Source organism: Streptomyces sp. NPDC037301, assembly GCF_055602785.1.
In genome coordinates, this window is the sequence record NZ_JBVJWD010000068.1 from 1 (window position 1) to 13365 (window position 13365).

The following is a 13365-nucleotide window of genomic DNA, read 5'->3' on the forward strand; positions in this document are numbered from 1 at the left end:
GAGCAGCAGGGCCGCGGACCACGCCGCGGCGCGCAGCCGGGTTGGGCCGCCGCCCGCACTGTGCGTACCACCGAGCGCGGCCAACGGCGGCACCGACGAGGCGGCCTTGGCAGGACCGCGGACAGCCAGCAGGGTGAGCAGGACGTCGAACAGGCAGGCCGACACGACGGTCACCGCGGATGGCAGGAGCGAGAGGTGTACCGGCCCGAGGTCGGCGGTATGCGCCAACGCCGGACCGGCTGCACAGAGCCCGGTCCCGAGCAGCGCCCCGGTGGCCGACCAAGACCGATGACCTCAAGGCGGCAACCCGGTGCGGGAAGCTGGCGATCGAGATTGCTTACCGACCTGGCGGTCTCCTGGCGACCAAGATTTACCTACGCCATGTGAGTACAGCAACTACGAAAGGTTACGCTTCGCGCCCCGGCGGAGCCCAAGCCGAGTTGCTGGCCGAGGTCAACGACCACGAACAGCAACGCAACCTGGAACTGGTCCTGGCCGAGTTCCGCAATTACCAGCAAGGCATCCTCCCGGCGGGTCCCGGGTCCCGGGTCCCGGCGCCCGGAGCCTAACCGAGCGCCAGCATCGACGAGAAGCTCGACCCGGCAGAAGCACCGGCACCCAAGACACAGCGCAGTGACCGCGACGTGCTCAACCTGCTGACCAAACGCGCCAAGGTCCTCCACCTTGGCCCGGCGAACTACTGCTGGTTCACCGACCCGTCCCGGGCACTCTGCCTCAAACTGGCCAGCACCCCGACCGCCGACCGTCCGCTGGTCGGGACGTGTGATTCCGCCCGCTGCCCGTAGGCCACCCATCACCCCTGTCACCGGCCTGTCTCTGGACCGAGCACGCCGAACGCACCGGGACCTTTCTCGGCCAGCTCTGCGCCACACGCAAGACCGAACGCACCAGGCTCCAGGGCGACTGCGACCGGTCCCTCCGCGTCATCGCCGAGATCGACGCCGCCGAAACCGTGGACGAGGAATCCGCATGAGAATCTCCGCAGCCCAACGCACCGAGAACGAGAACCGCATCAGGGCCGCCATGGACCGGCTCCTGCGCGGCGAGATCCCGCCCGGCGGAAAATGCGACATCAAGACCCTCGCCAACGAGGCCGCAGTCGACCGCACCGCGTTCTACGGCACTCGCCCTTACGCTCACCTCCGCGCCGAGTTCGAACGACGGGTCCGGGCACTTCACGACGCCGGCGAGATCCCCGACCCTCGCGAGGCCCAGATCGCCCGGCTCAAGGAAGAGATCACCAAGCTCCGGGAACGGCTGACCCAGTCGGAGCAGACGGTCGAAGAACTCACCGACTTCCGCGGTCGGGCCCTGGCCCGGCTCGCCGCCCAGCACGAAGAAATCATCCGGCTCTGCGAAGCCGCCGCCGGCCCAACCCAGGTCAGCCGGCTGCCGCCACCCCGAACCACCGTCATCGGGACATGCAGCTGATGCCGCATACCCGACTGGGTGCCGGCTCTCGCGTGACGCGAGTTCGACCTCACCAGCGATCAGATCGGGGCATCGTCGGTCAACGAAGGCACGGCGCACGGACGGAGGACCATGAGCGAACCTTCCAAGGTCGCCACCATGGCAAAGGGAAACCGGTCGACCTCAAGACAGAGTGCAACGTCATCAGAATGGACTCCTTGACGCACACCCTCCGCCAACTCGGCGGCGGCGCGCGACCCGGCAGCGCGGCGGAGGAACTCGGCAGCATTCGTCCCAGCCTCCGTGGCCCTCCGAGCGATGTATTGAGCACACGCAAGATCTTCATCGGCCTGCCCATCTTCGCCAGTGACCACGAACGTGACACTGTCACTCTTACGCGTCCGCAAGAGCCGAGCTGTTGCCTCCGCCACCACGAAGCTGGCGCACAGCACCAGCGATGCCTCCTTGACCGCGAGGGCGCCGACCGTTCCTGCCGTGGTCTTCTGCACAACGGTCCGTCCGCCAAGGTCAACAGACCGCAGCAGGCCCGGCGAGTTGACCATGCCGAACCCGGGCGCGGGCGGACCGTCTTTGAGTGCCAGCCAATCCGGGTGGCGAGCCTTGAGCGCCAGGGCTTCGTCCAGCGACTCAGCAAGAACGATCTTTTCCGCCCCCTGGGCAAAGGCCCAGGCGGCCACAGTGAACGCACGCATGACGTCGACTACGACCGCCACGGACGGGGCTTCGACCAGCTCAGCGATGCCAAGGAAACGAGAGTCCATTCCGATCACGATCGCGCATGCCTGACCCGAAGCAGCCAGAGAGTGATACGCATCACATCGACGGTCTCGAAATGCAACACCTCCGGCTGCCTGCGTCGCGAAAGCGGTCCGCAGCTACACGCCTGCTCAATCGCCACACAGGTCATCCGCACACAGCCTCTGCGGACACAAGACGTACCTTGGCCTGGCACATCGCGCACCAGCCGTTCGGTATTGTCGCCGGTGCCCGGCAATACCAGCACACCGAACTCGCCCTATTCGAGGGCTACGCGGGCACCTCCGCCTCCGGGTTCGCCGCCGAGGTTGCCACCGAGCGCGCCATCTCGCAGCTGGACTACGTCGAAGACCTCTACCGAGACTGGAACGAGGGCCACCGCTCCAGCGGCGGAGCCTCCAGCCGCGTCAACGCCGAGTTCGACCGCATCCGCCGCGAGCTGGGCGACCTGCCCGGCTGCGCACCATGCTGCAGCACCTGACCAAGACCCTCCACCCCGGCGTTCTCAACGACTGCTTCTACCAGCCCTCCACCGCGGTCTGCGCCCAGCGTGCCGAACGCGCAGGACGGCCTCTCCCACTGCTCACCATGTGCCTGACCTGCCCCAACGCCCGCCATTCCGGCAATCACCTGCCCCGGCTGACCATCGCTCGCGCCCAGGCCCAGCGGCCGCTGGATGCCCAGGCCACCCTGTCCCGCCTCCAGGACGCTGCCCTGACCACCCACATCGCGGAACTCGACCACGCCATCGGTGAACTTGAGTTACCGGAGGCACCACCCATGAGTGACCACGCCACCCTGCGTCTGCGGCACGCGCTGGAGGCTGCCGGGCTCCCCGTGGGGCCCGGCGTCGACCAGGCAATCGTCCACGCCTTCGAGCGGATTGTGACCGGGCGCCCCGAGCACACCGACGGCATCCTCACCGTCACCGCGTTGTGCGCCGAGGCCGGTATCTCGCGCGCCACCTACTACCGCTCGCCCCTGGCGAGGGTCATCACGGGACTCCTACAGACAGCGGAACCGCCCCGCCCTGAGACCGATACCCTCACCGTGGAGATCGCGCGTTTCAAGAAGGCCGACCGCACTCTGCGTTCCCAGCACGCAGCAGAGCGGCGCGAGGCTCGCGCCACCATCGCCACGTACGCCAACCACATCCAAGCCTTGACGCTGCGCAACGCCGAGTTCGAAGCGGAGAACGCCGCTCTGCGTGAAGCCCTCCAGACCGGCGGCAGACTGACCGCGCTGCCAGTAGCGCCTTGAGCCGCCGCCTCTCAAGGCATGAGCACCCAACCGGATCCCCTGGTGCGCGGGCGGCTACGGCGCTGCGGTGTGCTGTCGTCCGATGCTCGCCGTGAGCCGACCACGCCGGACTATAGTCAGCGAGATGATCGGACATCTGTGGACCACCGTCATCGACTGCCCAGACCCATCCGAGCTCGCCGCCTTCTACGAGGAACTGCTGTCGCTCTCACGACTGGAGGACACTCCTGAGTTCGTCGTGCTCGGTAGCACGTCAGGTACGGAAGTCGTGGCGTTTCAAAAGGTCGACGACTTCCGGCCGCCGCGATGGTCCAACCCTGAACACCCTCAGCAGATGCACGTTGACGTCATGGTCACGGATCTCGACGTAGCTGAGCCACAGGTACTTGCACTGGGCGCCACACTGCTTGACGGGTCGGACAAGCCAATCGGGTACCGGGTGTACGCCGACCCCGTCGGCCACCCCTTCTGTCTCGTCACTCCCCAGGAAGAAACCGAAGGCATCTGACGGCACCTGCAATACCACTCCAGTCACAGCCCCGCCGCGGTCCTCAGCTCTGAACATGATTCTGAAACGATCAGTTAGACGCGGTGGCGAGATGGCGGGCGCTGGCGACCGAGGGGCCGCGCGAAGAGGTCGAGACCGGCGCTCGTTCGCTGGACGAACTGTTGCTGTGGGGCGACGAGGATGAGGCGGAGATGCGCCGCCAGCTGGACGACCGCTACGATACCGTGCGCCCGTGCCTGCCCCTGCTCGTTGAGTCGTCAGTGCTGGGGCGGCTTCCGGCGGCAAGCGGCTACTGGAAACGGAGAAGCGCCCCCCACGCTGCCCAGGGAACAACCCTCGCCCTCAGCAGGTGCTGCGGTTTCGCTGACGACGCCGACCCGGGAAGCGTGAAACACCAACGGGATGAGACACGCCTGCAGGTCACATAACGCCGTCCAGTACCGTGCCCGGCCTCAGTTCCATGTTCTCTGGGGGAGAACTGGGACACAGCGTGCTTCGGTGAGGAACGGTGCAGCTCAGCAGCTATGCGAATGACCGTAGCGTGCACGACAGGTGTGGTGCCATCGCTGGATCGGGTGACCGCCTCAGGACCTCGCTCGTGCAGCACGGGTCCGGCGCGATGGGTTGCCAGGACGGATGACCAAAAGTGGTGTTCGGCTGCATGGAGTAATGCAGCCCTGGAATGATCCACTTTGGGCCGCCGACGGCTGAGAGCCGAAGCTCAGAATGAATGTGTGAACCCCAACCTGGTAGTGCACTTGCTAGCGTGAACCCCTAAGTGATGGGGTCGCCTTCGGGGGGTGCGCGCGTGTCGCCACGGCGATTAGCGCTGGTCACGGCTCCGCGGGTGGGCGAGGCGTTCGAGTCCTGGGTGGACCGGAAGGCACGCGTGAACCGGTGTCCGCCGGCCGAGGTCGCGACCATGATGGGGCTTGGCCTGCGGGGGGCTTCTGCGGATATGCGGCCTCCCTTGTTCGGAGTGCGGTCCGACGAGGTGGTCCTCCGGCGAACGGTGTTCGCGGCGACGGGTGTGCCCGATGAGCTGGTCGGCGGAGGTCCAACACTAATGATCACCAGAGTCACCAGGGGGAGCCCGCAGCATGACCGGCACCACGGAGGCCCTTGGCGGGTCGGCTGCAGTCGACGATGCAGCACGAAGCGTCACGCGCCCGTTCTACGTATACGTCGTGCTCGCCAACACGCTGTTCCAGCGCGGCGTATTCGTCCTCTTCCTTTATCAGCGAGGTTTCTCCGCCGGGCAAGTGGCCCTACTGCAGACACTGCTCTACCTGGTCAGCGGACTTGCGGAGTTGCCGACGGGAGTCATCGCCGACCGAATCGGCAGGCGTGCCAGCATCGTGATCGGCCAGGTGCTGATAGCTGGATGTCTGCTCGGGCAGGTGGCGTTCTCCAACTACTGGGTGTTCCTGGCGCTGTTCATCGGGCAGGGCGTGGGCATGGCATGTGTGTCCGGTTCGGACACCGCCCTGCTGTACGACCTGCTCGTGCGTCGTGGTGCAACGGCCAGCTACGTCAAGATCAAGTCCCGGTTCACCATGCTCGGGACGGTCACCTCGGGAGCTGCCATCGTCCTCGGCGGCCAACTGCAGCAGATTTCCTGGGGAGTCGTCTACGTCGGTTCGGCGGCGTGCCTCGTCCTGGCCGTGGTGGTGCTGATGTCACGGGTGCCCGAGATCCGCGGCGCGGACGCGGTGGACGAGCAGGACGGAGCCGAGGAGGAGCACGGCGACGCCACAGCATGGCGGGCGATGCTTCGGGTCGCCACGCCGGCGCTCGTGACGCTTGTCGTGGTGTCCGGATTGATGCATGCGACTTTGACGCCGTACATCATTTTTACGCAGAAGACCCTCTCCGATCAGGGAGCGGGCACCGCATTGGTCAGCGTGGTCATATCGGCGGGATTCTTCGTCGGCGGACTCACTCCCTTGCTGTCGGACCGCGCGGACCGGCGCATCGGGTATCGGGTCATCGTCCCGGTGTCTCTCCTGACGCTCGCCGTGGCGCTCGGCCTGAGCGGCCTCGGCCTTGTCTGGGTCACCATCGCCGCGTTCCTGGTCCTGGTCGGAATTCCCGAGATCACCGCCGTGATCGTGGACAACGTGTTCAACGAGGCAGTGCCGTCGCGCCACCGGGCGAGCCTGCTGTCGATGATCGCATTCGTGGAGTCGGCGCTCATCGGCATCGGCTATCTCGTCCTCGGCGCGCTCATGGACGGGTTGGGCTCCAGCGTGGGCATGGCCACCTACGCCGCGGTCCCCCTGCTGGCATGTCTCCTGTGGCTCCCGGTGCTCTTCCGAGGGGCACGGGTGACCACCGAGATCGAGAAGCCCGCCGACCAAGAGGCCTCCTGAAACAGGCCATCTCGAGCAACTCTCCTGCCCGATGGCGGGGGCGTTGCTCGTTGACATGTCGCTCCCAGCGGCGACGGAGCTGTCTCGGGGCCCGCGGAGTCGAAGTGATGGAGGGGCCGGTGCCCGGACTGCTCGCCGACGGCGGTGCAGTCGGCGGGCGGCGGGTTTCTCGGCAAGGGCCTCGACGGAGGCTGGGAAGTGCGGTGCCAAGAGCCGCTACAGCAGGACCATGCGCGAGCGGCAGTTGTCCAATCTGATTCTTTCCCGCTGTCTCGCCTCGGCTGGCAGAGGTTCATGGAGTTCATCGGCGGTGCCGACGAGATCCAACTCTGGGGCCGGGGTTTTCCCGGGGGCCGGCAGGCCCCCGGGAAAACAGTGCCGTGACCTCAGCAGGTCAGAGCCGGTGGTTCAGGGACCGCGTGAGTTCCCGGTTGGCAGCTCGGGCGGCCTCCAGCTCCTCCGTTCGTTCGTCGAGCTCGCCGCGCTTGTCGGCAAGGTCCTGTTCGAGCAGGGCGATCCGCCGTTGGAGTTGGTCGATGTCGACCGGGGTCCCGAGCCCGGACTCGGCTCAGACACCTTCACCGAGCTGGGTCGACAGACGTTTTTCCAGCTGCCGGACCCGTGCGACGAGGCGCTTGTTGGCCTCCAGCGCGTTCGCGAGATCAGCCTGCAGCGAGGCCCGGCTGACCGCCGCCATCCGCCCGCTCTCGACGGGTGTGCTGGCAGCGACGTGGACTCGTTCAAGCAGGTCGGGGTGGCGGTAGAGGAACGTCCGGTCGACCCGGGCCGCGCGGGCGAGACCGGAGACGGTGATGTCCCCGCCGGACTTCACTGCGGTGTCGATGGCTCTCAGGACGCGCTCGCGGCGGCGGGCCGAGTCGGCGCTTTTGCCGTCACTCAGGGCGGTCATGTGCGGGCCTTTCCGGCCGGAGATCGGGCAGGTCCTGGCGGACTCGGGGCAACCCGAGGGACACGATCTGGCGGGTCCGCCGAACGACAGTGACGGCGTCTTTGATCTGGGTTCTGTCTTCGTCGGTCAGGTCATCGAGGTCGTCCCGGACACGCTTGACCAGCCGCCGAACCCGGGTGATCTCCTCATCCGAGGGCATCGCCTCGGACTTTGCCCAGGAGTCAGCGGCGAACGCGGTGAGGCGTTCTCGGCTGCGCAGGAGATCGGCGAGGTAGGCCTCCAAGTCGGGGAGGTAGGACACGTCGGTGCGGAAGTGCTGACAGCCCACGCAGCGGAAGCGGACGGGACAGTCATGGCCGCCGGCCGCGACGTTGGAGGGCTCAGTGCACAGGCCGTAGGGCACGGCGACTTCGCCGACCGACCGACGGGCGTGCTCGCTGTCGAGGAGCGCTTTGGCCTGGCGCCATACCCGGCTCCCGTGCCGGTCGAACTGCATCGTGGTGACACGGTCAACGGCTTCCCGGCGTCTCTTCTCGCCGACCCGGTAGTACCCCTGGGTCGTACTGAGTTGAAGGTGGTCCATGAGCTCTTGCAGCACCTCGGGGGCCACCCCGGCGTCGGCATGACGCTGCGCGTAGCTGTGCCGGTAGGCATAGAGGAGGACCTTCTCTTTGCTGAAGACGACCCGCTTGTTCTCGCGTCGGCCGTCGGCGTCCACGAGGACCGAGATGTGGAATTCCGGTAGGCCGGTGACCCAGGTGCGGTGCCAGGTGCCGACGAGGTTCTCGCTGATGGACTTGGTGCCGTGCGGATTGCGCATCTGGGTGGGAGCAGGGCCAGTTCGGTGGGCGGGGTCTTCGGGAAGCGCGCGCGGACCGCTTCCTGCTGCCTGACGATCAGTTCTGCCGTGCTGGGAGAGATGGGCAGCCGCCGGCGCAGCCGGTGGGACTTGTGGTTGTCGTAGACGAGGACCGGGTGGCCATCCGCGTCAGCGTCCAGACATTTCAAGGGGAGGGAGCTCGCTTCCTGCGGGCGCCGCCCGGTGTCGATGATGAGCTCCACCGCGATCCGGATGTGCGGCGGAGCGATGGCATCGAGGGTGTCGAGCTGTTCGCAAAGCTGCCGCATCACCTCCGCAGGAAGATCCTTCCCCGCCTCGGAGTCCTCCGCCTCGTCGGGGACGTCTTCGCTGCGCAGGACGAAGTCACCAGGCAGCCCGGCCAGTGGCTGGCCAGGGCCGGTGAGGCCGAGCGAGCGCATGCGGTGCAGCGCCTGACGGCACCGGGTGACCGCCTTGTGGCGGCCATCGGCCGACACAAGGCCTTGCTCGTGCAGGTAGGCCATCCGGTGCAGGAAAGCGACGACGTCGGCGCGGCCGAGTCGCAGCATGTCGTCTCCCTGGTCTGCACGTTGCAGCCGCAGGCTCTCGGAGAACCTCGCCAGCGACCGGATGCCGCACTGGACGGTGGTGTGTGCTCGCTTGCCCCGGTGCAGCGGAAGTTCCTGAACAGCCCATGCCTTGGTTGCCTCCCGCAGCCAGGGCTGGCTGAGCTCGGTGAATCGGATCGATCCGCCGTTCATCCCGAAGACCTTCAAGTCCCAGAAGTCCTTGCGCCGTTCGGTGTCGGGGGTGGCGCTCAGCCGGCAGATGCTGGCGGTGAACGTGGCGACCAACTGGTGCTGCAGCCGGGTCAGGCCCGCAAGGTCGATCTCCGTCAGGGACGGTGCACCCTGACGGCGAGCGGTGGCGCAGAGCGGCCGGAGTGAATGGTCCTTGGTCTTGGCCCCGGACCGTGTGCGTTCCTGCAGCCCGAAGATGACCTCAGCAATCAGGAGCTCTGGCAGACCCTTCAAGCTGATCTCACCCGTGATCGTGACGGGCGCCGCCGTCCTGCGCCACGTCTCCTCGTCCGTCGTGCTCCCTTCGCGGAGCTCGACGAGGCGACGATTGCGGTGGGCCATGCAGTACGGGGTGCGGTCGTAGTCCTTCTCCCGGTCACAGGCCACCACGACACAGATCCCGAACGACGGAAGCACCTTCACTCCAGGCGACTGTACGAACTCCTCCACCGAGAAGCCGCTGACCCGCTGCTGGTGCAGGTGTGCGTAGCAGAGAATGGTTCTCCGGAGCTCTTGCACGGCCGCGGGCAGTCCCCGACCCGGCACGAGTCCTTGCCGACATACCGCCAAGTCCTCGTCGCCTTCGCGAGGAACTCCTCGACCGGCAGTCCCGAGTCCTGCCAGTGGAAGTCGCAGGTGTCGCATAGCCCATGGGCCATCGCGAACTTGAAGGACGTCTTGCGGCAGCCCTCGACCCGGCAGGCAACCCCGCCGAGCTGAAGATGGTCCTTCGGGAAGATGAGCCGCTGGACCGTCCAGTCCCACTGCATCAGCTGCAGGAACGACGGCTCGATCGCTCCCCGAACCAGTTGCAGGCGCCCACCCTGTGTGTCCGGGGCTGTTGCCCAAGCAGGAGCTTTCATCGTGCTCCTCCTGTGGGCCCGAGCCGCGGAGAAGGGACGCGCTCGATGGCATCCCGCAGGCGGGCCCGCCCCGGATGGAGATAGGGCTGGGCAGACCCTGGGTGCTTTTGCCCCAGAAGGGCCTGGACCTCGTCCAGCTTCCCGCCGGCGTCCACAACGTTGCTGGCCATCGCGTGACGGCCCATCCGCGGGGTGACCCGTCGGCCGAGACCGGCCAAACGGGACAGCGACTCGCACAGTTCGCCGATCGCCTCAGTACTGATCGGGGCTCCGAGCGGCCGGCGAAAAAGGTTGACCAGAAGGAAGTCGCTGCCACCTGTGCCGATCAGTTCGTAGCGCTCCAAGAAGTACTGGTCGAAGGCCTGCACCACGAGGAAGTCCACCGGCATCGCCCAGGCCTTCTTCGACTTCGACCACGCCCCATTTTCGTTCTGGCGCCGCACCACATGCACGTGGGCACCCTCGATGTCGCAGCCCAAAGCCCGGGAGTCCGCGCCCAGATGCGCATCACGCCGATGCAGCCCGGCAATCTGCCCCGGACGCGGGCCGACGCGGGCCAACAGTAGGACGATCAGCCGGTTCCGCGCAGAGCGGCAGGCGAGGAACATCGCGACGATCTCTTCGTCACTGGCCCGGTCGATATCCGTCTCGGGTTCCTGCAGCCGGTGCCGGGCACGCAGGCGGGATCTCATCACACCGCTCTCCCCGCGGGCCTCACCCGGCAGATCGCGTGTGTCCCCGATCTCGTACAGCTGGTCCAGCACCCAGGCAGGGGCCGTCTTGGCCGTCACCGCGTGCACCAAGAACATCCGTACCGCAGTCAGTACCTTGTTGATCCGCGCATCGCCTCGCACCGGTAGGGAACCCGGCCCCGGCACGACCACCCGCCGCTGGCCTCCGCCCCCGGGCGTCCACCTGAGCCACAGAATGAACGGCCCTAGCTCAGGAGCAGCTGACCGCCAGTCGCGCCGTGTGGCCTCGCACCAGCGCAAATACAGGGAAACGCCCTCCGCATAGGCCTTCGTGGTCGTCTCAGCCCTGCTCCGCGCGAACCTGAACTCCAGCGAAAACCGATTGGCCGCCTCGACGACCCGCAACTCTTCATCGACCACGGTCCAGTACCGGGTCCCTGACGGCATGTGCACGGGAAATGCACGCACTTCATCCCCTACTCCGCTAGTTGATCGCAACGATTTACCGCAGAGCCACACCCCCTGAGAAACATCGCACCAGCCCAACGAGATAGGGCCTTGCAACGTCACACCACGGGTCCCGAACCCCCAGAGAATCCATGCCGGCGACGGCAAGGTCCATCCAGTGCTGGGTGACGATCCGACCGGACCGGGCGTACAGGATCACCGTCTCGTCGGTGCGGCGCAGCACGGTCCGATGCCCGTCATTCTCCAGACTGAGCTATGTCTCATGAGACATCTGCGCGCAGCTTCCGTCGGGGGTCGTTCTGCCTCCTTGTTCGGCGCTTCCGGCGTGCCGGTGGGTGTGTCGCTCTGGGGGTGGGGGAGGCCGGTATGTCACGCGGCCTGCTGCGCCAAGAACGAGGCATGTGAACCCGGTTATGGACGAAGCGCCGGCTCGGGCAGTCCGAGCCCGGGTGCGGGCAGGAACGCCGTGGGCCTCGGGTCCTGTGTCGGGCAGAAGAGCCGACATGTACCGGCGTCAGGATCCGGCAGTGGAGACGTGGCGAGCCAACTCGGTGGCCAGGCGTCGCATGACCGTGCGGTGGGCGCGCCGCATCGTGGCCCGGACGACGGGTGCCAGCAGGCGGTCGGCGAGCGGGGCGCGCGCCCAGGCGTACGTGAACGACACGTGACTCCCGCCGGTCCGCAGCGGTTCGATGGTGTAGGTGCCGTGGGCCAGACGTCGGCCGACCGCGCTGACGTTCCGTTCGACAATGCGCCGCGGCGGGTCGGCCTTGACGACCTCGATGGTGACGTCGGTCTTCGTGCCGGCCAGCGCGGCTGTGACCGTGGCGCACGATCCGATGCCGCGGCCAGGGCCGCTGCAGCGCCAGTCGGTCAGGTAGTGGTTGGTGAATTGCTCGTGGCGAGCCATGACATCGAGGAAGTCGTAGACCTGCTCGGGCGTCTGCGGTACGTCGATCGACACGGTGACAGACTTCATGTACCACACGGTACATAGGGCATGTACCAATTGGTACACTCGCGACGTGGTGAAGACGAACGGCTCGCATCCTGAGGGCGAGGCCACGCCCGGCACGGACGGGGGCCGGCGCGCTCAACTGGTGAACGCTGCCGTCGACTACGTCGCGGCACACGGCTTCGCGGACCTGAGCCTGCGCGGCCTGGGCGCCGCGATCGGCGTCAGTCACCGCATGCTGATCCACTATTTCGGCTCCAAGGAACAGCTGCTCATCGAGATCGTCCGGACGTCGGAGCAGCGCCAGCGTGACCTGCTGTCCCGGCTCCGCCTGGAACCCGGTCTCTCGCCCGCCGGTGCTGCGCGGTTCCTCTGGCAGCAGCTGACGGACCCTCGACTGGCCGGTCAGGAGCGGCTCTTCTTCGAAATCTGCGGGCACGCGCTGCGGGGCCGCCCCGAGGCCGCCCCGGTCCTCGAAGGGCTCGTGAACGACTGGCTGGAGCCCCTCGTGTCCGCCGAGGTCGCCGCAGGGGCGGATCCTGCCGTGGCCCGGAACCGCGCCAGGCTGGGACTCGCCACCGTCCGCGGTCTGCTGCTCGACCTGCTCGCCACCGGTGACCGCGCCGGCGTCGACGCGGCGATGGAGGAGTTCTTCCGGCTGTACTACGGTTCGAAGTGACGGAGTCGCCGATCAGGCCAAGCGGCTGGGCCGGACGACGACCACCGTTCGAAAAACGGTTGCCGAGGTAGATGTACGCCTCGACCTGCTTCGCAGGCTTTCTGAGACACATTCGAATCGTCTGGAGAACCGTCAAATTTCGGCTTGAACCACCATCCAGGACCGTCGGGCAGGGTCGGGACCGTCTGGGCCAGCGCCACCTTGATCGGGAATTCCACAGAACCGATCCTGCGAGCACGGCACCCCCGAAGCGAGCCGGACGGTCCGTACGGCCTACCCGTCCACCGGCCCCGTCTCGGGCTTGCAGTTCTGGCATGCCTCAATGTCCGGCTCCGCCCAAGCGATCATTGCTTCCTGCCGGTTAAGGAACCCAAGCTGGGCGCTGTACAAGCCGCATCCCCCGCGGTGCAGCATCGCGGGCTGCCCTGCCCGTTGGGGCTGGATCTTCCACGACTGCTCCGCCCGCGCCCGGGCACGCTGCTCCTGGAGTTCCTTGACCTCAAGCTCGCGGACCCGGTTCTCGGCCTGCCGCAGCTGGTAGCGCAGCCAGTCGACCAAGGCCCGGTTCTTGTCCAGGTCGGAACCGTAGGGGCTCCGCCGCAGTAGATCCGGCGTTTACCGCGACAGCGGAGCAGGCCGCTGAGCATGACAGATGGGCACAGACGCCACTTGGCCGTAGCTATACGAAAACCGGGCTGTTTTCACGAGGGCGTCGCGGACATGTTCGGCGCTGCGGCCATCGGGCACGTGGAAGTGCCGCGAAGTGGCTCTGCGGGTCCGGACCCGGGGACGCCGGGATTACCGGGCGGCATGCACGACGTGATTCTCAC

Annotated in this window: 17 protein-coding genes; 9 read left to right on the forward strand and 8 right to left on the reverse strand. The window is 66.9% G+C overall.

Annotated features, from left to right (window positions below; translation table 11 throughout):
- Positions 1–228, reverse strand: a 228-nt coding sequence (locus tag ACZ7IB_RS44120) for a hypothetical protein (protein WP_470920645.1), incomplete at its 3' end; no start/stop codon positions are given.
- Between the two features lie 155 nt (positions 229–383).
- On the opposite strand from ACZ7IB_RS44120, the gene ACZ7IB_RS44125 reads away from it, so the two are divergent.
- The 3 genes from ACZ7IB_RS44125 to ACZ7IB_RS44135 all read left to right on the forward strand — a co-directional run bounded on the left by ACZ7IB_RS44125 (position 384) and on the right by ACZ7IB_RS44135 (position 1452).
- Positions 384–569: a hypothetical protein gene (locus ACZ7IB_RS44125; RefSeq protein WP_470920647.1), complete on the forward strand. Its 186-nt coding sequence runs from the start codon at positions 384–386 to the stop codon at positions 567–569.
- Positions 570–644: 75 nt separating this feature from the next.
- Complete coding sequence (locus ACZ7IB_RS44130; protein WP_470920649.1) at positions 645–806, forward strand: hypothetical protein; 162 nt, start codon at positions 645–647, stop codon at positions 804–806.
- A gap of 184 nt (positions 807–990) precedes the next feature.
- Positions 991–1452 (forward strand): hypothetical protein, encoded by a 462-nt coding sequence (locus ACZ7IB_RS44135; RefSeq protein ID WP_470920650.1) that lies wholly within the window; start codon positions 991–993, stop codon positions 1450–1452.
- A 59-nt stretch (positions 1453–1511) separates the two neighbouring features.
- Here ACZ7IB_RS44135 and ACZ7IB_RS44140 read toward each other — a convergent pair whose 3' ends face one another.
- The gene (locus ACZ7IB_RS44140; protein WP_470920652.1) at positions 1512–2213 is read right to left on the reverse strand and encodes a 2-phosphosulfolactate phosphatase; all 702 of its coding nucleotides are present in this window, start codon (positions 2211–2213) and stop codon (positions 1512–1514) included.
- 179 nt (positions 2214–2392) lie between these two features.
- On the opposite strand from ACZ7IB_RS44140, the gene ACZ7IB_RS44145 reads away from it, so the two are divergent.
- The 4 genes from ACZ7IB_RS44145 to ACZ7IB_RS44160 all read left to right on the forward strand — a co-directional run bounded on the left by ACZ7IB_RS44145 (position 2393) and on the right by ACZ7IB_RS44160 (position 6348).
- Positions 2393–2689: a hypothetical protein gene (locus tag ACZ7IB_RS44145; protein ID WP_470920653.1), complete on the forward strand. Its 297-nt coding sequence runs from the start codon at positions 2393–2395 to the stop codon at positions 2687–2689.
- The gene (locus ACZ7IB_RS44150) at positions 2674–3468 is read left to right on the forward strand and encodes an MBL fold metallo-hydrolase (RefSeq protein ID WP_470920655.1); all 795 of its coding nucleotides are present in this window, start codon (positions 2674–2676) and stop codon (positions 3466–3468) included. Before ACZ7IB_RS44145 ends, ACZ7IB_RS44150 begins: the two co-directional genes overlap by 16 nt.
- Positions 3469–3592: 124 nt before the next feature.
- Positions 3593–3976 carry a VOC family protein gene (locus ACZ7IB_RS44155; RefSeq protein WP_470920657.1) on the forward strand — a complete coding sequence of 128 codons (384 nt, stop codon included), beginning with the start codon at positions 3593–3595 and terminating at the stop codon, positions 3974–3976.
- Positions 3977–5076: 1100 nt separating this feature from the next.
- The gene (locus ACZ7IB_RS44160; RefSeq protein ID WP_470920659.1) at positions 5077–6348 is read left to right on the forward strand and encodes an MFS transporter; all 1272 of its coding nucleotides are present in this window, start codon (positions 5077–5079) and stop codon (positions 6346–6348) included.
- Positions 6349–6916: 568 nt separating this feature from the next.
- On the opposite strand, the gene ACZ7IB_RS44165 is transcribed toward ACZ7IB_RS44160, so the two are convergent.
- Both ACZ7IB_RS44165 and ACZ7IB_RS44170 read right to left on the reverse strand, forming a co-directional pair.
- Positions 6917–7258, reverse strand: coding sequence for a DUF6262 family protein (locus ACZ7IB_RS44165; protein WP_470920661.1), 342 nt, complete (start codon positions 7256–7258; stop codon positions 6917–6919).
- Entirely contained in the window at positions 7242–8078 is an 837-nt protein-coding gene (locus ACZ7IB_RS44170; protein ID WP_470920662.1) for a hypothetical protein, read from the reverse strand. Before ACZ7IB_RS44170 ends, ACZ7IB_RS44165 begins: the two co-directional genes overlap by 17 nt.
- A gap of 155 nt (positions 8079–8233) precedes the next feature.
- Between ACZ7IB_RS44170 and ACZ7IB_RS44175 the strand changes: the two genes are divergently transcribed.
- The gene (locus ACZ7IB_RS44175) at positions 8234–9025 is read left to right on the forward strand and encodes a hypothetical protein (protein WP_470920664.1); all 792 of its coding nucleotides are present in this window, start codon (positions 8234–8236) and stop codon (positions 9023–9025) included.
- Positions 9026–9297: 272 nt separating this feature from the next.
- On the opposite strand, the gene ACZ7IB_RS44180 is transcribed toward ACZ7IB_RS44175, so the two are convergent.
- From ACZ7IB_RS44180 to ACZ7IB_RS44190, 3 genes are all read right to left on the reverse strand, one after another.
- Positions 9298–9741, reverse strand: a complete 444-nt coding sequence (locus ACZ7IB_RS44180; RefSeq protein ID WP_470920666.1) for a hypothetical protein — start codon at positions 9739–9741, stop codon at positions 9298–9300.
- Positions 9738–10853, reverse strand: coding sequence for a tyrosine-type recombinase/integrase (locus ACZ7IB_RS44185; protein ID WP_470920667.1), 1116 nt, complete (start codon positions 10851–10853; stop codon positions 9738–9740). Before ACZ7IB_RS44185 ends, ACZ7IB_RS44180 begins: the two co-directional genes overlap by 4 nt.
- A gap of 562 nt (positions 10854–11415) precedes the next feature.
- Positions 11416–11880: an SRPBCC family protein gene (locus tag ACZ7IB_RS44190; RefSeq protein ID WP_470920669.1), complete on the reverse strand. Its 465-nt coding sequence runs from the start codon at positions 11878–11880 to the stop codon at positions 11416–11418.
- Positions 11881–11926: 46 nt separating this feature from the next.
- On the opposite strand from ACZ7IB_RS44190, the gene ACZ7IB_RS44195 reads away from it, so the two are divergent.
- Positions 11927–12535: a TetR/AcrR family transcriptional regulator gene (locus ACZ7IB_RS44195; protein ID WP_470920670.1), complete on the forward strand. Its 609-nt coding sequence runs from the start codon at positions 11927–11929 to the stop codon at positions 12533–12535.
- A gap of 273 nt (positions 12536–12808) precedes the next feature.
- Here the strand turns inward: ACZ7IB_RS44195 and ACZ7IB_RS44200 are convergent, their stop codons facing one another.
- Positions 12809–13093 (reverse strand): DUF6233 domain-containing protein, encoded by a 285-nt coding sequence (locus tag ACZ7IB_RS44200; RefSeq protein WP_470920672.1) that lies wholly within the window; start codon positions 13091–13093, stop codon positions 12809–12811.
- Positions 13094–13365: the final 272 nt, after the last annotated feature.